The organism is bacterium SCSIO 12827, from assembly GCA_024397995.1.
Classification (GTDB): Bacteria; Pseudomonadota; Alphaproteobacteria; order Rhodospirillales; family Casp-alpha2; genus UBA1479.
In genome coordinates this window covers 1,713,040-1,735,379 of record CP073746.1, presented here as the reverse complement: position 1 = coordinate 1,735,379, position 22,340 = coordinate 1,713,040, and the positions used below count along the sequence as shown (strand labels likewise).

Genomic DNA, 22,340 nt, shown 5'->3' with positions numbered 1-22,340 from the left:
TCCCGTTATCGTTCTTCTTGGGCCGCGCGCTTACTGCACGACCTGGCGGTGGCGACGCATTTCAAGCTGACGGTAGATCAGCACGGCGACCAGAAGGCCGACCACACAGGCCTGCTGGAATTCGGCGCCAAGCACGAAACCGCCGTATTGTTCCATAACGCCAAGCCCCAGCCCCGCCATGATGACGCCGCCCAGGTTGCCGAACCCGGCCGCCGTGACGATGACGAAGGATCGGATCGAATGGCCGATACCGTAGAACGGCTGAATCACCCAGATCATCGAGATCAAGGCACCCGCCGCGCCGCAGATCGCCGCGTTCAGGGAAAAGGTAAAGGCATAGACCTTGTCCGTGTCGATGCCCATGACCCGCGCTGCGCGGGCGTCCTGGGCCGTGGCGCGGATCGCCTGCCCCATGCGCGAATTCTTCATGAACAACACCACGACGACCGCCAGCACACCGCAAAGCGCGAAGGCGACCAGCTTGATATCCGCAACGGTGACGCTGTTATCGAAATAGCTGCGGATGGCGAAATCGCTTTCCGCCGTCTGCACCTCGGGACCGAACATCAGGTTCAATGCCTGGGCTAGAACGATGGCAAGCCCGAAGGTCGCTAGCAGCGAGGTGAACATGTCCTTGTCGATGACGCGTCGGATGATGGTGACGTAAACCACCCAGCCGAATACGAACATGACGATGATCGAAACCGGCAGGCCCCACAGAGGATGAATGCCCTGCTTACCCAGCCACCAGGCGACGTAGCCGCCCATGATGACGAAGTCGCCCTGCGCCAAGTTCTTCACGTTCATCACGCCCCATACGAGGGCCAGGCCATAGGCCGCCAACGCAAAGGTCGAGCCGATGAACAGACCGTCGAGGATCAGCTGAATATTGAAGACCGGCGCTGCGGTCAGAATTGAAATATTGTCCCACATGTCCCTGATCCATCCCTAGTTCAGTGGAGAAGCGATTGGTCGGTATATCCGAAAATATAAATGCTGGTATGCGCAGGAACCGGCCGCCCCCGGCCAGCATTGGCCGAGGGCGGGGTTCAAGCTTTGCCTGCGGTCACCCGTCAGGCCGTAAAACCCTGATTACTGGGCTTTCCGCGGCCAGTTCACGGGATGCGACGCCCATTTGGACGGGGCCACCACGTTGTACTCGCCGTTCTGGATTTGACGCAGAACCATCGGCTTGGCGATGTTGTTGCCTTCCGGCGCGAACTTGATCCCGCCGTAGAAGGTTTCCATATCCGTCGCCGCGATGGCGTCACGCACCTTTTCCGGATCCAGGGAATTGGCCCGTTCGAAGGCATCCTTCCACACCAGAACCGACGCGGTCGCCTGGGCCGACTGATAAGGCACGTTCTTGTAACCATCGAAGGTTTTCTTGAACTCCTTATCGTAGTCGGCGGCCGTGCCGAAATACTTGTCCTTATAGGTCAAGGTCGGTGCCCATTGGGTCGGGCACAGGAAGTCATTGGTCGAGGCACCGAACTTGCTGGTGATCTTGGCCGCCTCGCAATGGGTCAGCGCGATCATCGGCACGTCGATCTTCATTTCCTTGATCTGACGCGCGCCCGTGGCCGCACCCTTGGAATGGCCGGACAGCAGAAGCAGGTCAGGCTTCAGGGCCTTGACCTTGGTCAGGGTCGAGGAAATGTCGTTCAGGTCGCGTGGCATCTTGTCGTCGATGACGACCTTCATGCCGTATTTCTTGGCGTCTTCCAGCACACCGGCCCGCACGTCGAGGGAGAACGGATCGTTCTCGAACGCCATGGCGATCTTCACGTCCGATGCCTTCTTGCCGTTCTTCTCGGCGATTTCGGCGGCCAACCCGATCGAGCTGGCAAGATACTGTTCGGACGTCGACAGAACCGCGAACAGATACTTGTAGCCCTTGTTGAACAGCGAGCGCGACGCACCCTCCGCTTCAATCATGGGCACCTTGTATTTTTCGATGATCGGTGCTGCGGCCTTGGTCGTGGCCGACGAATACGGCCCCAGGAAGTACTTCACGCCGTCCTGGTTGACCAGGCGTTCCAGCAGCTGCGCCGTGCGCAGTGGCGTCGATTCATCATCGTAATACTGAATTTTCAGTTTGTAGGATTTACCGCCGACCTTGACGCCGCCCATCGCGTTGATCTTCGCGACGCCGATGTCGTAGCCGTTCTTGGCATGAATGCCGTTGGTCGAATACTTCCCGGTGAACGAAATCGCCGAGCCGAGAATGATGGTGTCACCTTCGACCTTGGCTTGCGCCGGGCCGGCAAAGGCCAAACCTGCAACCGCAAGGGTTGCGGCGACGACGGGGATGAGTCGTTTCGTGTTCATGCGTGTCCTCCCAGACATATGTGTAAGGCGCTTTATTCCGTGCGCCATTATTCGGCGCTTATCGAAACGTCTGCCTCATTATTGCCGGCCCCCCGGAACACCCCCAACACCATGACTGGCACAGAGCAGCCCAGATGAACCGTTCGCGCCTGATATTAGACAAGTCATGGAAAGGCGCAAGCGGAACCCCAGGAACGCGGCCTAAGAAACTGATATCAATGAGAGTTTTTTTAGCTAGGAGTTTTTCGCGCCTGGATCCCAGGCCTTGACCTGAACCGGCTTGCCTGTTTGGGTTACAAAAACCTTGGGCTTCACTACCTGTTGAACCCCGGGCGTGTTCTCGGCCCGCACGAACGACAGGCGCATGGCATCAAGGGTGATTTCCGTCCGGGCGCCTTTGGCCCGGGCCTGTTTGTAGGCGCTGGTTCCCTTGGTTATTTGGTTCAGACGCTCCATCGACGCATGGCCGAACCGACGCCACAGGCTGGTCAGATAACCGTCGATTTCGTGAGGGATAAACAGCTCGACATCGATGTTGGGGCGCCCGCGGGAGAATCCAGCGTAGATATTCGGCTCCATGGGGCCGAGTTCATCGGCGACGAAAACGGCCGGCATCAGTTTGCGCCCGTTATGCAGCACGGCATAATAACCCTGCGCAAGGAACAGAAGCCGCTGAAGCTTTTGCGGCTGCAGATATTCATTCTGTTCCAACGCCGTGTCCGCGAACCAGAAGGCCACGTCGAAGGCGCTTTTTACATCGGCACGCATGCCTTCCCCTTGTTTCCGGTGTCGTTCCGGTGCGCCGGTCTGCCCGGCTTGATCATCGCCACGCCGCAAGTCTTGGGCGGGCGGCCCGAGTATGCCCCGTCATTGACCAAGGAAAGATTAACATAAGCCCGCCATGACGGGTCCAGCCCAAACATCCGGCACAAATATCGGCGGTTCCCCCCCCCCCCAACCTTCCGCGCATGAAAAAACCGGCCATCGGGCCGGCGCGTCGTTCGGTCAACGGCGGGCTCGGCTAAAGACGCATGCTAAGGGTCGTGCCCTTTCTGGGCAGCGTGCCGTGGATGACCTGAGCGTTCAGCTCGTAAGTCGCAATCGCCTTGGAAACAAGACCCCCGAAATTCCTGGGCCTGCCTTCCTCGCCGTAAACCTTGGGGGCGGTGAGTTCACTCTGGATGATCTTGGCGAACGTGTCGTTCGGCGCCGTGAAGCGCCCGCGCCCGAGGTTCGGATTGCGCCGCCGGTCGTCGGACAGGGCACGGCGGTCGTCATATTTGTCATCCGGCGCATTCTGGAAGCCGAACTGGGCGGCTTCGAACGACATCGCATTGCCGCCGCTGATCTCCTCAATCCGGCCATGGCCGGACACGCCCGCGACGCCCGTCATGCGGGCCGTCGAGACGCTGGAAATAGCCGGCGCGGCGGTTGGAGAAATCTTCGCCATATTCCCGTTCGTTAACGCTTCGTTTGTGGGTTCCCAATCACGTGCGGCGCGCACGAACCGGGCACACTGCTCCATTAAGGCGCAGATACACCATTACACTGTATAAATTATAGGAGTCTTAACGACAGAACAACCCTAGAAGCCCCAGCCTTTTCAGGATGTTATGATTAACGCGCTGAGGGAATATCCCCGCCTTCGTTCGGGCTTGCGTCGAAAAAGTCTAAAATGATCTCCCCGGCACCGAAGTCATAGACGTCGGCATGCCCTGCTCCCGAAAGCCAAGCCGCCGTCTTCGGCTCCGCCGCAAGGGCGAACAGGCGCTTTCCCTGGTCCTGCGGCACGACCCGGTCGGCGCTGCCGTGGACGACAAGGACCGGGCATTGCACGGCGCCGATCTTGGCACTGGAAGCATAGCGATCACGGGTCAGCAGTCCGGTCGGAAGCCAGGGATAATGCACGCCCGCCGCATCGGACATGGTCGTGAACGGCGCTTCGAGCACTAAGGCCCGCACCGGCGTTCCCGCCTGGGCTTGTTCAAGGGCCGCCTGAACGGCAACAGCGGTACCAAGGGATTCGCCGTAGAGGATGATGTCCCCCGGTTCATGCCCCTGGTTCGCCAGCCATGCCAGATTGGCCCGGGCATCGGCGTAGAGTCCTGCTTCGGTTGGGGCACCCGAATTGCCGCCATAACCTCGGTATTCCGCCAACATCACGCCGATCCCCTGGCGCGCGAAGAGACGCGCCTTGAACGCACGGTCAGCGATGGTACCCGCATTACCGTGGAAATAGAGAAGGACCGGACGGCCGGACCGCGGCGCCAAATACCAGGACTGAAGGCCGAACCCGTCCGCCGTGGATACGCGGACCACGCCCGCATCAGGCAGGCCGGCATCGGCAGGCGCGCCGGCCACACCACCCGGGTGATACATCAGTCGCCGCTGCCCAAGGAACACCAGCCCGACGACAAGAACGTAAATGCCGGCGGCGAAGATCAAAACTTGTAAAGCGGCCAGCATCATCCAGCCGTATGGCCGCCGGACCGGCCCAAGGCCCCGCATCTTCGGTTCACGGCTTCGTTTCAGGCTGACCGGGAACAGCCGGCGGCAAGGCGGGAAGCGGTGCCGCCGCCGGAGAGGCCGTCGAGCCTTGCCGGCCGAACAGCACACCCATGGGACGAGCGCCTTCCGCGAACCCCGTCAGGGGTGTGCCCGGCTGTCCGGGCGTTCCGCCTGCGGTGGAAGACCGCGAGCCAGCGCCCCGCCCGGCCACGGCTCGCGTTCCCACCGCCCCGGTACAGGCAAATACGGCACCGACCGGAGTCAGCATGGGGCATTCGGCGTAACTATTGCCGACATAAGCGATACCGGTCCCGTAAGGAGCGCAGGTTTCAGCCGCAAGCCGCGCGACTTCTGCCGGCGTGGTCGACCGTTTGGAATAGCAGATGGTCACCGAATCCCGTGTTTCCGGGACTTTGGCAAAATCCGGATCATCGCGGTTGTAGGCGATGGAATCGTAAACATAGGGCTTGGCCATTCCGCAACCGCTGAGCAGCACCCCGGCCATAACGGACAAGGTTGCGATACGGACGGCCTTGAAACGGGTTGCCCTTGCCCGATCGGTGCGTTGGTGCGGCGTGATCATGGTCCCGCTATAACCTCTTTTTTGCGCCCCGGCAAATCCCATGCCTGACGAAAATTACCGACAATTTTATCTAAAAGTACCGGCAAATTATTCATTCGAATGCTTATTTTTCATACCTTACACTATGTCGAAAGTCATAAGTCCAGCCATGTAACGAACCGACACCACGCAGATTGAGGAAAGGAATAGAAGGCATGGCACGCGCAGCACAGGCGATGACGACACCGAAACGAGGCAGGTTCCGCCCGTTCCGGGCGCTTGCCCTGGTCTTCGGCGTGTTGGGGGTGGCCTTCGGTCTACTCGCGCATTTCGCCTCCCCCGCCCCCCAGGAAACCGACACGGCGGATGTCGCCGGCTACCTGCCTGATATGGAAATCAAAAAGCGGGAAGCCCAGCACATCGGCGCAGCGGCCCTGCAGCTTTACGTGGCCCGAGTGCGCGCGCCCCTGGCGGATCCGAATTTCTTCATCGGCCCCATCGAAATCGGCATGACGTATGAGAATTTCCTCAAGATTATCCCCACGCCAGAATCCCTGAAGGCAGCCCAGGCCGGTGTGATCGGCGTCCTGCGTACGGACAAGGGGGTATTCACGGCTCATTTCCCGACGGGTGAAAAGGACGCCACCGCCTTTCGCCTGAGCTATACGCAGACGTTCCGGTTTCATACCGAGCGCGAAATCACCGAGCATCTGGGCAATTTGTGGGGCAAGCCATCAACCTCTGAATGCACTCGTCTGTCCTACGGCAACGGCCAGGATTGCCGATACCAGTGGTGGCCCGTGAACGGCGTGCGCGTCGATGCCCAGCTGCGCGTGACCAACGACCGCTTGCACGGACGTCCGGAAATCACGTTGCGGGTCGATGCCGCCGATGAACGCACGGAAGGCCGCCGATGGTCGGTCGGCAAAGTCGCCGCCGCCACCGGCAGCTGACACTCACCCCATTTCAACCTGCGAAATGCTCTGAATCTTGCCCGCACCTCCGAACCGTGCGAGTTTGACGCCTCATTTGGCGCCAACGATAAGCAAACAGGAAGGAGCACCCGATGCCGGATGCAGCTGACGCCCCCAAAGTTGCCCCGAAGTCCCCGCAGGCAAAGCCTGAATTCAACTGGGAAGACCCCTTCGGGCTGGTCGATCAGCTGACCGAGGACGAACGAATGGTCGCCGAAACGGCCCGCGCCTATTCTCAGGACAAACTGATGCCGCGGGTTCTCGAATCCTTCCGCAACGAGACCTTCGACCGTGAAATCTTCAATGAAATGGGCGAATTGGGCTTTCTCGGCCCGACCATTCCCGAACAGTACGGTGGCGCCGGCGTCGGCCATGTGTGCTACGGCCTGATCGCGCGCGAGGTGGAACGGGTTGATTCCGGCTACCGCTCCTCGCTCAGCGTGCAGTCGTCGCTGGTCATGTATCCGATCTATGCCTACGGCACCGAGGAACAGCGCATGAAATTCCTGCCGCGCCTTGCCAAGGGCGAGATCGTCGGCGCTTTCGGCCTGACCGAACCGGACCACGGCTCGGACCCCGGCGGCATGAAGACCCGGGCCGAGAAGGTCGACGGCGGCTATGTGCTGACCGGCAACAAGATGTGGATTTCCAACAGCCCGATCGCCGATGTGTTCGTCGTGTGGGGCAAGCTCGACGGCAAGATCCGCGGATTCCTGCTGGAAAAGGGCATGAAGGGCCTGTCCGCGCCGAAGATCGAGGGCAAATTCTCGCTGCGCACGTCGCTGACCGGCGAAGTCGTCATGGATAATGTCTTCGTGCCCGAGGAAAACCTGCTGCCCAACGTGTCCGGCCTGGCCGGTCCCTTCGGCTGCCTGAACAAAGCGCGGTTCGGGATTTCCTGGGGGGCGCTGGGCGCCGCCGAGTTCTGCTGGCATGCCGCCCGCCAATACACCCTCGACCGCAAGCAGTTCGGCCGTCCGCTGGCCGCCAACCAGCTGATCCAGAAAAAGCTGGCCGACATGCTGACCGAGATCACCCTCGGCCTGCAAGCCTGCCTGCGGGTCGGCCGCATGCTCGACGAAGGCACCTGCCCGCCGGAAAACATCTCGTTGGTCAAACGCAATTCGACGGGCAAGGCGCTCGACGTGGCGCGTATGGCGCGCGACATGCACGGCGGCAACGGTATCGCCGACGAATTTCATATCATCCGGCACCTTCTTAACCTTGAGACGGTTAATACATACGAAGGCACCCATGACATCCACGCCCTGATCCTGGGCCGGGCGCAGACGGGCATTCAGGCCTTCACCGCGTAATCCCGGGCGAAAGGCGACCCCATGGCACCATCCGCCGACGTCCCGGACCTGTTCGCCGGCGACGACGACGTCTGGTGCCAGATCGTCAACCGCACGCCGGGCCCGGTCCGCCGGGGGGCGTTGTTCCTCGACCGTGACGGGGTCATGGTCGAGGAGGTTCCCTATCTCCACCGTATCGAAGACGCCCGCCTGATCCCCGGCACCGTGGCCACCATCCGCGCCGCCAATGCGCGCGCCATGCCGGTCGTCGTGATAACGAACCAGGGCGGCATCGGGCTCGGTAAGTATGACTGGCCGGATTTCGCCCGCCTACAGGACTGGATGTGGGCGCAACTGGCCCAGGCCGATGCCTTCGTCAACGCGATCCTCGCCTGCCCACACCACCCGGAAGGCCGCGGCCTGCTGCGGACATCCAGCCACCCGGACCGCAAGCCCAACCCCGGCATGCTGTTGCGCGCGATGGAACTCCTGCCCATCGACGCCGGGGCATCCTGGATGGTCGGCGACCGCGTGATCGACGTTCAGGCAGCCAAGGCCGCCGGCCTGGCCGGTGCGGTGCATATGCGCTCCGCCCATAAGGATTCCGAAACCGAACGCGGCAAGTCGGCGGCGCTGGCCGATGCCGGGTTCCGGGTCCGCGCCTGTGACGACGCGGACAAGTTGACGGAAGTCCTGAATCCACTATGGGCACAGGACTGAACGGCCGGGCGGAAAGCGCTATTCGCCGCCGTAATGGATGTAGTCGGCCCAGGTCCGCTCAAGCCGCTGCAAGGCCTGACAGACCTCCTCGACCTTCGGTTCGTCGATGTATTCGCTGAAGGCGTTGGCGTTGTGATCCTCAAGCGCCTTGACCTGTTTGACCACGGCCCGCGCCTTGTCGGTCAGCTGCACCGTGATGGATCGCTTGTCGTGCAGGGAGCGTTCCTGGGTCAGATAGCCCATGTCCGTCAGTTTCTTGATGTTGTAGGACACGTTGGAGCCCTGATAGTAGCCGCGTTCGACCAGATCACGGATGGCCATGGCCTCGTCCCCGATATTGGCCAGCAGCAGAGCCTGCACCCCGTTCAGGTCACGCACCCCCAGGCGATTCAGTTCAGCACGGATGACGTCGAGAAAGCGCCGATGCAGGCGCTCGATCAGGCGCGTCAATTCGGAATAAGTTCGGCTCACGTGACGTCTCCTCTATCCCAAGACTGTTATATTTTCTGTCCCATTTCGCAACAACCAAGTCAGACACCGAGAGCAGGCTACCGTGACGGCCCTATGGCCCGCTGCGCCGCTGCGTTGTAGGCTCGGACCATGACCACGCCGTTCCGCATATTCCGGCGAATCTTCCTCGCCATCGCCCTGCTGTCCGTCGCCGCCTGTGCCACGGACAAGGTGCCGACGCCGGAAGAGATCAAGCAGGACAACGCCGACAACCGCGCCCGCCAGCTCGTTCGGGTCGGTGACGCATCCCGCGCCGGTGGCGACAGCGCCTCCGCCCTCGCCTTCTACCAACGCGCCCAGGCCATGCGCCCCGACTGGGACGAACCCTACCGGCGCAGCGGCGAGACGGCCCTGGCCCTCGGCCTGGCGGAAGAAGCCGCCGCGGCCTATACCCGCCTGACCGCTTTGGCACCGGGCGACGCGGCCGCCCTTTTAGGCCTGGGCCAAGCCCTCGTCGCTCTCGACCGTCCGGCAGAGGCCGCCGACGCCTTCACCCGCGCCCAGGCGGCGGCACCCAAGGATCATCGCCCCCTCAACGGCCTCGGCATCGCGCGCGACCTTGCGGGCGACCATGCCGCAGCCCAGGCGCTCTACCGCCAGGGTCTCGTCCTGGCCCCGGACAGCCTGTCCCTGAAGAACAACCTTGGCCTGTCCCTGGCCCTGTCCGGCGCCTACGCGGAAGCGATCCAGGTGCTGGGCGATGCCGCCAAATCGCCGGGCGCCGGCCCCCGTGCACGCCAAAATCTGGCCCTGGTTTACGGCCTGTCCGGCGACACGGACCGCGCCACCAGGATCGGCCGCCTGGATCTCACCGAAGCTCAGGTGCAAAGCAACCTCAAGCGCTACGAGGCACTGCGCAAGCTGTCGGACAAGGCCCGCGCGCGGGCCGTGCACACGGGCCAGGGTCCCGACGGCTAAACAGCCGCCACCGTTCCGACCGCCGGTAAAGCGGCCGGAGGACGGCACCCCTCCGTCCTCCGGCCAGGTGGTCCGCCTGACCCCTAAAGTGAAGGCGGCTCACCCAACTTATCTCCAATCTCTCCAACATTCATTTCAGGCCGCCCAGTCCGTCGATGGCGCTGATCACGGCCGGCCCCAGCAGCACCACGAACAGCGCCGGCAGAATGAACAGGATCAGCGGCACGGTCAGCGTCGCCGGCAGGCGGGCTGCCTTTTCCTCGGCCCGCATCATGCGATCGTTGCGGAATTCCGTGGACAAAACGCGCAGCGACAGCGACAGCGGCGTTCCGTATTTCTCCGTCTGCTGCAGGGAATTGACGACACCCCGGATCGACGCCAGGGCCGTGCGCGTCGACAGGTTGTCAAGGGCCTGGCGGCGGTCCGGCAGAAAACCGAGCTCGACCGCGCAGATGCTCAATTCCTCCGCAAGTTCCGGACAGGCGGGGCCGGTCTCTCGCGCCACCCGCGTCAGAGCGGCGTCAAGGGCAAGGCCTGCCTCTGTGCAGATGACCAAAAGGTCGAGGGCGTCCGGCAGCCCCTTCTGCATGGCCTGCTGGCGCTTTTGCCGGATGTTGGCGACGAAGACCTCCGGTGCGTAGGCGCCGACGATCACCGCGGCGATGGCGACGAACAGCTTCATCATCCCGGACATCGCCCAAAAGTCCGAGACATAGACCAGAACCACGGCGACGGCCCCCAGCACGAAGGGCAACGCCAGCTTGGCGAACAGATAGATGACCAGCGCGTCCTTGGACCTGAACCCGGCCTGCGCCAAACGCAGAGTGACGGCGTCGGCCTGCTGGGTCTTCAGAAGCTTCAGGCGCAAGGCCACCCGGCGCATGAAATCGACCGTGGTCTCACGCCGCCTGGCGCGGTTGCCCTGGGCCGCCAGCATGGCCTGGCGTAATTCGTCCCGGTGCAGGCCGACGCTTTTGATGCGCCCGGCCATGGGGTCGCGGACCAGCAGCGCCGTCCATACCGCATAGACGGCGAAGCCTGCCACCAGGGCCGCCATGGCGGTGATCAGGTCGGCTGCGTCCAGGCCGGGGATCAGGTCGAGGGCGCTCATATCTCGAACCTCACCATGCGGCTCATGACGAACACGCCCATCGCCATGGCGATCAACCCACCACCCAGAATGAGCCGCCCGCGCGGGTCCGTGAATAGCAGGGATTCATAACCCGGGTTCATCATGTAGATGATGCAGAACATGATGAACGGCAGGGAGCCCAGGATCATGGCGCTGGCCTTGGCCTCGGACGACATGGCCTTGATCTTCAGCTTCATCTGCCGGCGGCGGCGCAGGATGTCCGACAGGTTGGCCAGGGTCTCGGCCAGGTTGCCGCCGGTTTCCTGCTGCACGGACAGGCTGACCACGAAGAACTTAAACTCGGGAATGTCCAGGCGATGGGCCGCCGCCCATAGGGCCTCGTTGATCTTGGCCCCGAACTTGACCTCGTCAGTGATGCGACGGAACTCGGCGCCGACCGGCTCTGCCAGCTCGCGGCCCACGGCCTTGATGCATTCAGTGACCGGCAGGCCGGACCGCAGTCCCCGGACCATGAGATCTATAGCGTCGGGAAACAGGCTGTTGAATCGGTTCTGCCGCCGCGTCGCCATCATGGAAACGACGATATGCGGCAACAACAATCCAGCGGCCAAAGCCGACAGCGCGGACAGCACAGGATGCAGATTCAGGACCAGGAACAAGACCGCGAACACGGTCGCCGCCAATCCGGCCGACACACACAGATAGCCCGTGACCGACATCCGTTTGCCGGTCCGCGCCAGCCGCTTGCGCAGGCTGGCGATGCGCGGCAGCAGGCGACCCAGGGATTTCTCCAACCCCCTGCCTGCCCCGTCGTCACGGCGCAGGGTCACGGCACCCCCGCCGCCCGGCAGCGCCTTGGCCGGCCCGACGGCAGTCAGGCGGCGGGTCAGGATGCGGGCCCGCTTGGACCGTTCCGCCCCCAGCCCGTACCAGCCGGTCAGTAAGGTGATGAACACGCCCAGCGATATCAGCAGGATTTCCATGGCCGCCCGTTATCCCGCCCGCTGCGTCACGTGATCGGGCAGGGACATCGCCTCCAGCAATGCCTTTTCCAGGCCGAAGTATTTGGCGTTGGCGGCGAAGGCCGGGCGCAGGCCCGACGACTTAAAGGCGCCGTAAAGCTTGCCATCGGCGTCCTCGCCCTCGAATTCAAAGGTGAACAGGTCCTGGGTGGTGACGACCTCGCCCTCCATGCCCACGACCTCGGTGATATGGGTGATGCGGCGCACGCCGTCGCGCATGCGGGCGATCTGCACGATCATGTTGACGGCACCGGCGATCTGCGCGCGCACGGCTTCGTTGGGCAGCTTGACCCCGGCCATGGCGACCATGTTCTCCAACCGCGTCAAGGCTTCGCGCGGGCGGTTCGCGTGGATGGTACAAAGCGATCCGTCATGGCCCGTGTTCATGGCCTGCAGCATATCCAGCGCCTCCCCGGCCCGGATTTCACCCAGGATGATGCGGTCCGGGCGCATGCGCAGGCAGTTCTTCACCAGTTCACGCTGGGTGATCTCGCCCTCGCCCTCCAGGTTGGCGGGCCGGGTTTCCAGACGCACGACATGGGGCTGTTGCAGTTGCAGTTCGGCCGCGTCCTCGATGGTCACGATGCGCTCGCCGGGGTCGATCATGCGCGACAGGGCATTCAGCAAGGTCGTCTTGCCCGACCCCGTGCCGCCGGAAATGATGATGTTAAGGCGCGCCCGCCCGGCGATGCGCAGCACCGTCGCCATGGCCGGCGACAGGTTGTTCTGCTGCTCCATCTTTTCCATGGTGATCTTCTGCTTGGCGAATTTACGGATCGAGATCGACGGCCCGTCGATGGCGAGCGGCGGAATGATGACGTTAACGCGCGAGCCGTCGGCCAGACGCGCGTCGCACAAGGGTGAGGTCTCATCGACCCGCCGCCCGATGGCGGACACGATACGCTGCGCCACGTTCAGAACATGGGCGTTATCGCGGAACCTGACCTCGGCCAATTCCAGACGTCCGCCGCGTTCCACGTAAACCTGATCCGGCCCGTTGACCATGATATCGGTGACCTTGTCATCGGCCAGCAGCGGTTCCAGCGGCCCCAGGCCCAGCATGTCGTTGAGCAACATGGTCACCAAATCGCGCTGCTCGATCAGGTTGAGGTGCAGTTTCTCCTCGGCCAGAATTTCGGCGACAAGATCCGTGACCTGACGGGCCATCTCGGCACGCGGCAACTCGGCTGCCTTGGATACGTCCATGCGTTCCATCAACAAGGGCTGGACCCGCTCCTTGGCCATCCCCGTCGGGTCAGGCACCGACGTGCGGCCGCCCACCCCGCCGACGCCCGGTAGGGCCGTCAGACGGTTAAGCAATTCCGTGATGACGTCGCGGCGTTCGGATTCGAACAGCGGGTCGCCGGACATCCTGCTTTCGGCATCGAGAATCACGCCGATGCAGGCTGCGCGATCACCCCGGCTGTAGTCCGGACTCAATAGATCCTTCGCGCCGATCCGGACGCTTGGCCAAATCTTGTCGACCGCGCGGGCAACGATTTCGGGGCGATACTCTTCAGCATCTTCGACCTCGCGCATCGGCGGTTCCGGCACCGATTCCTCAACCGCAGGCATTTCGCCCGGAACCGGGTCCGCATCACCTTGCGTGGGCAGACGATGCGCCGCCAAGGCGACGACTTTCGAGGTATCTCTGCGTCCGAAACTCACGATCCCGCCTCCTAAGCCCGGCCGCCGAGGATCAGACCAAACAGAGACCTCGTCGGAACCGCGTCGCTGTCATCAAGCGCCAGATCGCGGGCCATCTCGACGATCACCTTGGACGCCTTGGCCCGAGGGGCGATCTGCACCATGGGCTTGCCCGTGGCCTGGGCCTGGGCCTGCACCTTGGTCTCATCAGGCAACACATAGGCCGGCTTGGGCAGCCCGCCCTTGACCGCATCAGCCTCCGTCAATTCGCCCTTCTTCGTCGCCCCGCCCTTGTTGAGGACGATCTGCACCGGCAGGTCGGTGCCGGCCAAGGCCAAGGCCGCATCCTTCAGGCGCAGCGCATCGCGCAGGCCGGCCAGGGTCGGTTCGGTCACCAGGAAAAGGCGGTCCAGATGCTTCACGTGATCGCCCAGGCGCCAACGCGGCAGATCCGCCACCACATGGTCGAAGGCGCCCGCCAACCGGTCAAACAAGACATCAAGGGCCCCCTCGGCAACCGCCGGTTCAGCCGACACGTCTTCTTCCCCGGCCAGCAGGGACAGATTGTCCGTGGCGCGCACCATGGCGCGTTCCATGAACAGGCTGTCGATGCGCCCCGGGTTGTCGAGCGCTTCCTTGAAGCCGCGTCCCGGCTCCAGGTCCAGCATCATGGCGGCGGTGCCGAACCGCAGATCGAGATCGACCAGGGCGCATTTTCCCGGCGCTTCGACCGACAACGCCCAGGCCAAGTTCACGGCAACCGTGCTGGCCCCTGCCCCACCCCGCGCGGACACGACGCCCGTGACCGTGCCGCACCTGACGGCCGAGGCCGCCTTGTCGCCCGTATCCGGCTGCGCCTCTGCCCCCAGGCGCGCCAGGGCCGCTGTCAATTGCGGCCCGGCCACCGGTTTGACCAGATAGTCGGACACGCCGAGATCGACCAAGGCGCGGTAGACCGCGACGTCGTTCACCGCGCCCAAAACCAGAACCCGGGTGTCCGGCTGGCAGACCTCGGCAAAGTCGTTCACGGCCGCAACCAGGTCCGTGCGGTCGGCAAGATCAAGAACCAAGTAACGGGCAGGAACGACCTCGGCCAGAGTGGCGAGGGCCGCATCCGTGTCGCCCACATAAACGTCGCCGGCAAAGCCCGCATCCTCGGCCGCGCGCTCAAGCTGACTGCGCGTGATCTCGTCCATGACGAAGGCCATGAAGGGCTTGGGCTTGCTGGCCGCTGTAGGGGCAAGCTTCTTTTCCGGGGCCGGGGTCATTTGCCGGCTCCTTCGCCGCCGGCGGGCGCACCTGTTCCGGCCGCCGGTGCCTGCGACGTCGCGCCACCCAGAAGCGGTTTGGTCTCACCCTTGCGGTAGCGCTGGATGCCCAACACCTGGGCCTCCCCGTCGGCGGGCCCGCCGTCACGCCCCCACACCAGATCGCCCGGATTGGCGACCATCAGGCCGAGATTGACCGCCGTGGCGCAACCCCAGTTTCCTGAAGGTTGGTTGCCATGGGTGATGCCGCTGCGGTCCGACCAATCAGGGCATCCCGGCAGGGCGACCTGATAGCGGTGGACGACCAAACGCACCGTATCGGCCGCCATCTTGGGATCGTCGTCGATGACCAGCCCCGCGGCCAAGCGCTTAAGCTTCAGATAGGCCGCGACCCGCGCTGCCCGGCCACGAGCGATTTCGCCGCCACCGACTGGGATGGCGATTTCCAAGGCATCCGCCCGGTCGACCTTCTGACGCGCCAAGAAGGCGTCGATATCGCGGCCCGCCGTGGCGTCCAGTGTCACCGTTCCCTGGGAGAAGGCGACCTTATGGGCGATGGCGACAGGCTGCACGCGGGGTTGTCGCGTGGTGGGCGGGTCATAGGGCGCGTAGGCCTTGAAATCGGGAATGTGGTTGCAGGCACCGAGCAGAACCAGACACAGAATCCCGGCCCAGGAACTGCCGGCATGGGCGCCTGCCCGCCAGCCGAGGGACCGCCCCTTGCCGCTGCTTCCGCCGCCGACGCCGCGGTCCCAGATGGTGGGCTTGCGCTTCGCGGCGGAAACAAACGCGGCCGGCTTCGTCTTGGCCTTGCGGGGCTTGGTGTAGATCCGGTTCGGGGTGTTCATGGCAATGCTCCTGGGGTGTGAAGACATTGGGGAATACGGATAGTGGGTTCTCAATCCTCGAAGGTGAATCCGACGGGACCGATCAGCGCCCGGCCGTTCTTTGTCACGGTCCGGGGCTTGGCCGGGGCGTCGGCGTGGCGGCCCGTGGAGCCGCCGATGATGCGTTCGATGTCGTGGGGCGCCTGATAGCCGTCCGTGGGGGCAGCCAATTTGCGCGACGGCGCCGGCTTGACGATGTAGGGGGTGACGATGATGACCAGCTCGGATTCCTCGCGCTGAAAGCGGTCGGACTTGAACAGGCTGCCCAGCACCGGCACGTCGCCGAGCCCGGGAAATTCGGAAATGCTGTGGGTCACGTTGTTCTGCAACAGCCCGGCAATGGCAAAGCTTTGGCCGCTGCCCAGTTCCACCGTGGTTTCCGCCCGGCGCGTGGTCAACGACGGGATCTGGAAGTTATTCAGGGTCACGGCATTGGCGTTGGACAGTTGGCTGACCTCGGGCCGGACGTGCAGGTTGATGCGGCTGTCGCCGGAAATCGTCGGCGTGAAGGCCAGCGACACGCCGAATTCCTTGAACTCGATGACCACCCGGTCGTTGCCCTCCGGCACCAGGATCGGGAATTCTCCGCCCGCGAGGAAGCTGGCCGTCTCGCCGGACATGGCCGTCAGGTTGGGTTCGGCCAGGACGGTGACCAAGCCCTCTTCTTCCAACGCGTCGATCACGCCGTTCACGTCGAAAGTGAACTTGCCGTTGCCGGCGGAAAACGTCCCCGGATTGGCGGTCAGGGTTTGGCTGATGACATTCGCCGCGAAGGGATTTGCTGTCGCGACACCGAAGGCGAAGGCGCCGATGGAGCCGACGGCACTCCAATTGAATCCCAACTGCTTGTCGACGTCGCGCGACACCTCGGCGACACGGACCCGCAGGTTGACCTGGTTAGGGGCGTCGACGCCCAAGCGGTTGATGACGTTTTCCGGCGCCCCCGCGAAGGACACGGCGAGACGTCGAATATCTTCGGCCTTGCTTGCGGTAGGCACGATGCCGTCGACGATCAGCGCGCCATCGATGCTGTCGACCGTGACGTCGTGGTCCGGCGCCAGCTTGGCAAGGGCGTCACGCAGGCGCGACAGGTTGTGGCCGACGGTGATGTCGACATTGGCCAGTACGCGTTCGGCCTGATCGACGGCATACAAAGTCGTCTCGCCCGGTGCCTTGGCGAACAGGTAGACCAGGGACGGCGACTTGACCTGTACGTCGGCGATGCGCGGATCGGCGATGAACACGGTCGAGGCCGGACGCAACAGGCGCACCAGGCGGCCCTTGTTGACCTCCATCTTGATGTTGGCGCCGGCAGGGCTAATGACTTCGACCCGGCCCGCGTCCAGGCCCTGGGCCGAGGCAAAAGCGGCCAGCGGCGGTGCGAACAGCATCGCCATTATCAGGGCCAGCAAGACGCCGGCGGCCAGGATTAGGCGGCTCCACCGCTTGATCTCGCGGGGCCTGGGCCGATTGTCAAAGATGTCCATCGCCTGGGGTCGCATGACCGTCCACCCTTTCAGAAATTGGCCTGTTCGGCCTTGTCGGCGCGGATCACGTTGACCCCGCGCGCACGCGCACCCGGGCCGAAACGCTTGTCGCCGAGCATGCTCATGATGTCGAATTCAAGGGTGTAGCTGCCGCTCTGGTCCTGCGGCGCGGCCCCGGTTTCCATGGCGCCGACGGCCTGTGCGACATCCGCGAAACGGTCCTGGCCGACGCCCGCATTATCGTGACGGGCCAGGGAATGCAGGCTCAGGCTAACCCCACCCATCTTCAGGGCCAGGGCGACCTTTTCCGCCTGCTTGGGCGTGACCTCCAGGGTCGCGGTCTTTGCCACCTTGGCCTGACCGTCACCGGCCTCGACCTTCTGATCCATGGCGATGACGCGCGCACCGGACAACAGCGTTTCGGAAAACTCGATCTTCTTCACCTTGCTGCCCTCGGCATCGCCGCGCCGGGTTTCCAAGCGCATCTGGCCGATGAAGATGACGTCGACCTGGTCACCCGGAAAAATGAACCCGGCGATCCCCGTGGTCGCGTTGACAGGCACCGAAACAGCGCGCTTGCCGGGCTTCAGCACCGCCGCCAGGAAGCCGCGCTCGCCCGGCTGCACCAGCTTCAGCGCCGTCACCGGTTCGCCCGCCGTGATGCGGGTACGCACGACGGCGCCGTCGAACACGGCCGTGCCATGGGTATTGGATTTTCCACCGTCGGCGGCATTCGGCGCGGGCTTCAGCCCTTTCGGCGCCGCGCCCTCGACGACATAGCCTTCGGCAACGCCGTCCTTGGGCCATGCGGTCCAACGCAGATCCTCGGCACGCACGAAGCGGCCGGCCTCCATGGTTTGTTTGGCGACCAGGACCCGGCGGGTTTCCGTGGCCGGGGCGGTTTGCATCGGCCGGGCCTTGAACGCTGCCTGCTGTTGGGCGATCCAGTTGCGGGCGAACAGCGCCGTACCGACGGCCGCCGTCAACGCCATGATGATCAGCAGAATTCCGCGCAGGGAGATCGGGGACATATCAGCCTCCTAACCGGCCAGCGCCGGGGTGGCGCCCAGCAAGGGCGGCACGGGCATGGTGACGAAGGTGGCGGCGACAATGGCCACGGCATAGGGCACGTCACGGCCAAGCAAGGTATGGGCGACGCCCGTTTCTCCCCGATCGGCGAGAACCTGGGCAACGGCCAGACGCCAGTGCGAGATTTGAATCAGGGCGATGCCCCCCCCGAACAATGCCGTGACGAGGATGAAATCAAGGCATGCCGACGGACCGACCCAGAGACTTACAGCGGCCATCAATTTCACGTCGCCGCCCCCCAACACACCCAACGCGAACAGCACCGTGCCGCCGGCCAAGACCGCGGCACCAACGGCCAGCGCACCGGCGACATCGACACCGGCGCCCGGCAGCAGGGCATAGACGGGAAACAGGGCCGCGACGGCCAAGGTCACCGAATTTGGAATTCGGTATTCCTGAAGATCGGTCAGTGCGGCCAGGCCGAGCAGACCGGTAAACAACGCCAGGGGAAATGCATGAATGGCGGCCGTAAGGGACATGGGTTGGGGCCTTTTCCGACTTGGCGGGTGGCTGGGTGCGGCCACCCGCCCGGGTTCACGTTACGCGCTGCTCTTTCTTCATTTATTCGTCAGGAAAATTGACTAACTAATGAGCTGGTCATCTCGGCCTTTCCGGGCCGGGGCTCCGCCCCCCCCCTTCGGGCCCTGCGAAACCGGGGGACCGATTTCGTGGGGAATTGAGGACCCGAAGTTCGAACCCACCTAAGGGTTCTGGGGAGGGACATGGAGATCGTAGGGCAGTCTTATCCGTCAGGATTACTCGCTGACGGCTTCGTCAAGCTTGCCCGAAACGGTCGTGAACATGGTCTCGAGGGACTCGCCCATGGTGGTCAGGGCACCGATGGCGGCGACCGATACCAGGGCGGCGATCAGGCCGTATTCGATGGCCGTGGCACCGGACTCATCCTTCAACAGTTTTGTGATCGTGGTCTTCATGGCTTCTCTCCTGAAACATTCTTCGTGGTCCGCTGTGAACCTCGATGCCCAATTTTCTATGCCTAAAGTTATAAGTCAAAATTTTTATTTACACTCAAACAATCAATACTTTATTTGTACATTTATATAAAATTTTATCTAATTTTTATTATTTGTTTTATGCAAACGTTTCAATTGACCAGATTGTTTTTCTATAACTATTAGTGCGTCTGCACAGGAAACTCTTGACATGACGCAACTCATTGAAAACATTTTAAAAATCATAACTCGGCTCGGTGCTTGCCGACGCGGCGGCGTCGCCGTTTTCCTTGCACTGGCCATTATTCCGGTCATCGGTTTCGTCGGTATCGGCACCGATGTGGCCCGTGCCTATCTGGTCAAGTCACGCCTGTCGTCGGCCCTCGACGCGGCGGCATTGGCCGGCGGACGGTCGTTCTTTCTGCCGACCCGCGACGCCGACATCGATATGTTCTTCAATGCCAACTTCCCGGCTGCCTATCTCGGTGCCACGGTAACCGGGCCACTCAAGTTCCCCGACGTCGATAACGAGACCTTGGAGCTGACCGCCTCGGCCGTGGTTCCGACCAGCTTCATGCGTATTCTGGGGTTTGAGGACGTCAGCGTGTCCGCCTCCTCCGAGGTCAAACGCGAGCTGATCGCCCTGGACGTGGTGCTGGCCATCGACATGTCCGGGTCCATGACGTCGGGCGCCATCGGCGGCGGATCGCGCATCGCCGCCGCACGCACGGCCGCCCAGACCCTGGTCGGCATCTTGTTCGGCACGGCGCCGGACAAGGACCTTCTGGGCATCGGCCTAGTGCCCTGGAATTCCAAGGTCAACGTGACCATTGATGGGACGGCCTATGATCCCGCCATGACGACCGAGACCGCCGTCGCCGCCTATGCGCACCCAGTGACGGGGGCCGCGCAAAGCAGCGTGTTCACGGTCAACGCCTCGCCCGTACCGCTGCTGAACGATCCCGGCCCCGATTGGACCGGCTGTGTGTTTCAGCGTTATGCGGATGACGGCGACGACGGCAACGACGGCGATGCCCTGCTCGGCATCGGCCAGATCGGGGACAAGGACTGGGTCGCCTGGGAGTCCATCGGACCGGACGGCGATCCGCAGCCCGGCTGGAGCAATTGCACCATGGCCGTGGGCGGCAACGAATGCGGTCCCTGCCTGAGCCACGGCATCACACCGCTGCAGCATTCCAAGGCCGTCATCGAAGGCAAGATCGATGCCCTGACCTCGCCCCGGGGGCAGACCAACATTCCCCAGGGCCTGGGCTGGGCCTGGCGGGTACTGAAACCGTCAGCCCCCTTCACCGAGGCGATCCCCGATCCCCCTTACCGCCGCCAGCAGGCCATCGTGCTGTTGACCGACGGCGAAAACGTCGGCGGATCGGGCGACGGTTACAAAGGAACCTGGGGCACGGGCGGCACCGCCCACGACGAAATGAACAGCCGCCTGCTGGCCCTGGCAAACAACGTCAAGGCCGACGGCGTCATCGTCTACGTCATACAATTCGCCAACAACGACGAAGACCTGAAGAACATCCTCAAGCAGGTCGCGAGCGGCCCCGAGGCCCCCTATTATCACTTGGCGCCGGGGGCGGCGGAACTGCAGACAGTGTTCCGCGAAGTCGCCAATCACCTGACCGAACTGCGGCTGTCGAAGTAAACCTGTACGGCGTTTCCGGTGCGCCCGAACGCCCCCACCCCCCCTTGTTGAATACAATTCGTTACAATTGCCCGCTCGCCAAGAGTTGCGGCTTGTCCTAATATTTTCCGTCATATTTGCATCTACTGAGTACTTTCCTCAGGGGAACGGAATCACCGAAATTCAATGAAGACGCATTCGTCTCGGCGCGTGGCGCTTGGCGTCCTGCTGATTGCGGTCGGCACGGGTGCCTATTTCATGCTGGCTGGCGGGCCTGCCGCCGATAAACCTGCGGCCAAAGCGGGCGGCAAACCGCCGACACCGGTCCTTGTCACCCAGGTGACGACCCGCACGATGCCGGTCACCATCCGCGCCATCGGCACCATCCAGGCGCTGGCCACGGTGTCCGTTCGCTCCCGCGTCGACGGCCAGATCATGGAAACGGCCTTCACCGAAGGCCAGACCGTAGCCAAGGGCGATCCCCTGTTCCACATCGACGCCCGCCCCTTCCAGGCCCGCCTGCGCGAGGCCGAGGCCAACCTGGCCCGCGACCGCGCCAACCTGGAAAAAGCCCAGGGCGATTTTCAGCGCTACCAGTCGCTCAGCGGCAAAGGCTTCTCGTCACAGCAGAAGTTCGAGGAAGCACGGGCCGCCGTTAACAGCCTATCGGCGACCATCCGCGCCGGTCAGGCCGCCGTCGACATCGCCAAGCTGAACCTGGAATTCACGACCGTCCGCGCCCCCCTGGGCGGGCGCACGGGCAGCGTCCTGGTCCAGGCCGGCAACCTGGTCAAGGCCGACGACCAGCAGCCCCTGGTCGTCATCAATCAGGTCAACCCCATCCTGGCGGCCCTGTCCGTACCCGAGGGGCATCTGGCGGAAATCAAGCGGCGGCTTGCCGAGGGGACCCTGGCCGTCGAAGCCACCGTGCCCGACAGCAATCGCCCGCCGAACCGCGGCCGCGTCGTGTTCATCAACAACGCCGTCGACACGCAAACCGGCACGATCCTGCTGAAGGCCGAATTCGACAACACCGATGGGTTCCTCACCCCGGGGCAGTTCGTGCGCGTCGTCATCGAAATGGACTCGATCCAGAACGCCGCCGTGGTGCCCGAACGGGCCGTGCAGAGCGGCCAGAAAGGCAACTACGTCTTCGTCGTCAATCCGGCCGACATGACGGTGCAGCCCCGGCAGGTGGTCCTGGGGCCGTCGATCGACGATTTCGTGGCCATCGGCGACGCCCTGAAGCCGGGCGACACGGTCGTTACCGACGGTCAGTTGCGCCTGTTCAAGGGCGCCAAGGTGACGTTCAAAATGGACGACGCCAAGAGGGCCAAGGGCGAAAAGAAAACAGGCGACGCGGCGCCGACGGCAACCGGCGGCACAGGCAAGGCGGGCGGCTGACCGGGGCCATCGCCCCGCGCAGCGCCC

The 22,340-nt window shown here is 63.4% G+C and carries 22 protein-coding genes; 6 read left to right on the top strand and 16 right to left on the bottom strand.

Translation table 11 applies throughout. From position 1 onward, the window contains the following. Positions 1-30: 30 nt before the first annotated feature. The 6 genes from KFF05_08115 to KFF05_08090 all read right to left on the bottom strand — a co-directional run bounded on the left by KFF05_08115 (position 31) and on the right by KFF05_08090 (position 5,422). Complete coding sequence (locus tag KFF05_08115) at positions 31-933, bottom strand: branched-chain amino acid ABC transporter permease (protein UTW53303.1); 903 nt, start codon at positions 931-933, stop codon at positions 31-33. 159 nt (positions 934-1,092) lie between these two features. Next, positions 1,093-2,331 (bottom strand): amino acid ABC transporter substrate-binding protein, encoded by a 1,239-nt coding sequence (locus KFF05_08110; GenBank protein ID UTW53302.1) that lies wholly within the window; start codon positions 2,329-2,331, stop codon positions 1,093-1,095. Between the two features lie 234 nt (positions 2,332-2,565). After that, a complete protein-coding gene (locus KFF05_08105; GenBank protein UTW53301.1) occupies positions 2,566-3,168 on the bottom strand; it encodes a hypothetical protein in 603 nt (200 codons plus the stop codon). Between the two features lie 184 nt (positions 3,169-3,352). After that, a complete protein-coding gene (locus KFF05_08100; protein ID UTW53300.1) occupies positions 3,353-3,835 on the bottom strand; it encodes a hypothetical protein in 483 nt (160 codons plus the stop codon). A 113-nt stretch (positions 3,836-3,948) separates the two neighbouring features. After that, on the bottom strand, positions 3,949-4,839 hold the full coding sequence (locus KFF05_08095; protein ID UTW53299.1) for an alpha/beta hydrolase: 891 nt from the start codon (positions 4,837-4,839) through the stop codon (positions 3,949-3,951). A gap of 7 nt (positions 4,840-4,846) precedes the next feature. Beyond that, positions 4,847-5,422 carry a hypothetical protein gene (locus KFF05_08090; protein UTW53298.1) on the bottom strand — a complete coding sequence of 192 codons (576 nt, stop codon included), beginning with the start codon at positions 5,420-5,422 and terminating at the stop codon, positions 4,847-4,849. 194 nt (positions 5,423-5,616) lie between these two features. On the opposite strand from KFF05_08090, the gene KFF05_08085 reads away from it, so the two are divergent. From KFF05_08085 to KFF05_08075, 3 genes are all read left to right on the top strand, one after another. Beyond that, positions 5,617-6,354, top strand: a complete 738-nt coding sequence (locus tag KFF05_08085) for a hypothetical protein (protein UTW53297.1) — start codon at positions 5,617-5,619, stop codon at positions 6,352-6,354. Positions 6,355-6,467: 113 nt separating this feature from the next. Next, positions 6,468-7,691 (top strand): acyl-CoA dehydrogenase, encoded by a 1,224-nt coding sequence (locus KFF05_08080; protein ID UTW53296.1) that lies wholly within the window; start codon positions 6,468-6,470, stop codon positions 7,689-7,691. 21 nt (positions 7,692-7,712) lie between these two features. Continuing rightward, positions 7,713-8,390, top strand: coding sequence for an HAD-IIIA family hydrolase (locus KFF05_08075; protein ID UTW53295.1), 678 nt, complete (start codon positions 7,713-7,715; stop codon positions 8,388-8,390). Between the two features lie 18 nt (positions 8,391-8,408). Here KFF05_08075 and KFF05_08070 read toward each other — a convergent pair whose 3' ends face one another. Further along, on the bottom strand, positions 8,409-8,861 hold the full coding sequence (locus KFF05_08070; protein UTW53294.1) for a MarR family transcriptional regulator: 453 nt from the start codon (positions 8,859-8,861) through the stop codon (positions 8,409-8,411). A 129-nt stretch (positions 8,862-8,990) separates the two neighbouring features. Here KFF05_08070 and KFF05_08065 point away from each other — a divergent pair, with 129 nt between their 5' ends. Further along, positions 8,991-9,818, top strand: coding sequence for a tetratricopeptide repeat protein (locus KFF05_08065; GenBank protein ID UTW53293.1), 828 nt, complete (start codon positions 8,991-8,993; stop codon positions 9,816-9,818). Between the two features lie 130 nt (positions 9,819-9,948). Here the strand turns inward: KFF05_08065 and KFF05_08060 are convergent, their stop codons facing one another. The 9 genes from KFF05_08060 to KFF05_08020 form a co-directional block, all read right to left on the bottom strand. After that, positions 9,949-10,929, bottom strand: a complete 981-nt coding sequence (locus KFF05_08060) for a type II secretion system F family protein (protein ID UTW53292.1) — start codon at positions 10,927-10,929, stop codon at positions 9,949-9,951. After that, on the bottom strand, positions 10,926-11,894 hold the full coding sequence (locus KFF05_08055; GenBank protein ID UTW53291.1) for a type II secretion system F family protein: 969 nt from the start codon (positions 11,892-11,894) through the stop codon (positions 10,926-10,928). Before KFF05_08055 ends, KFF05_08060 begins: the two co-directional genes overlap by 4 nt. A 9-nt stretch (positions 11,895-11,903) precedes the next feature. Further along, on the bottom strand, positions 11,904-13,304 hold the full coding sequence (locus tag KFF05_08050) for a CpaF family protein (GenBank protein UTW53624.1): 1,401 nt from the start codon (positions 13,302-13,304) through the stop codon (positions 11,904-11,906). A gap of 308 nt (positions 13,305-13,612) precedes the next feature. Next, complete coding sequence (locus KFF05_08045) at positions 13,613-14,848, bottom strand: pilus assembly protein CpaE (GenBank protein ID UTW53290.1); 1,236 nt, start codon at positions 14,846-14,848, stop codon at positions 13,613-13,615. After that, complete coding sequence (locus KFF05_08040; GenBank protein UTW53289.1) at positions 14,845-15,696, bottom strand: hypothetical protein; 852 nt, start codon at positions 15,694-15,696, stop codon at positions 14,845-14,847. The genes KFF05_08045 and KFF05_08040 overlap by 4 nt, the downstream gene beginning before the upstream one ends. 50 nt (positions 15,697-15,746) lie before the next feature. Continuing rightward, positions 15,747-17,237, bottom strand: a complete 1,491-nt coding sequence (locus tag KFF05_08035; GenBank protein ID UTW53288.1) for a type II and III secretion system protein family protein — start codon at positions 17,235-17,237, stop codon at positions 15,747-15,749. A 14-nt stretch (positions 17,238-17,251) separates the two neighbouring features. Continuing rightward, positions 17,252-18,253: a Flp pilus assembly protein CpaB gene (gene cpaB, locus KFF05_08030; protein ID UTW53287.1), complete on the bottom strand. Its 1,002-nt coding sequence runs from the start codon at positions 18,251-18,253 to the stop codon at positions 17,252-17,254. 9 nt (positions 18,254-18,262) lie between these two features. Beyond that, positions 18,263-18,790, bottom strand: a complete 528-nt coding sequence (locus tag KFF05_08025) for a prepilin peptidase (GenBank protein ID UTW53286.1) — start codon at positions 18,788-18,790, stop codon at positions 18,263-18,265. A gap of 276 nt (positions 18,791-19,066) precedes the next feature. Beyond that, a complete protein-coding gene (locus KFF05_08020; protein ID UTW53285.1) occupies positions 19,067-19,246 on the bottom strand; it encodes a Flp family type IVb pilin in 180 nt (59 codons plus the stop codon). Between the two features lie 229 nt (positions 19,247-19,475). Here KFF05_08020 and KFF05_08015 point away from each other — a divergent pair, with 229 nt between their 5' ends. Further along, positions 19,476-20,930, top strand: coding sequence for a VWA domain-containing protein (locus tag KFF05_08015; GenBank protein UTW53284.1), 1,455 nt, complete (start codon positions 19,476-19,478; stop codon positions 20,928-20,930). Positions 20,931-21,095: 165 nt separating this feature from the next. Next, a complete protein-coding gene (locus tag KFF05_08010) occupies positions 21,096-22,313 on the top strand; it encodes an efflux RND transporter periplasmic adaptor subunit (protein UTW53283.1) in 1,218 nt (405 codons plus the stop codon). Positions 22,314-22,340: the final 27 nt, after the last annotated feature.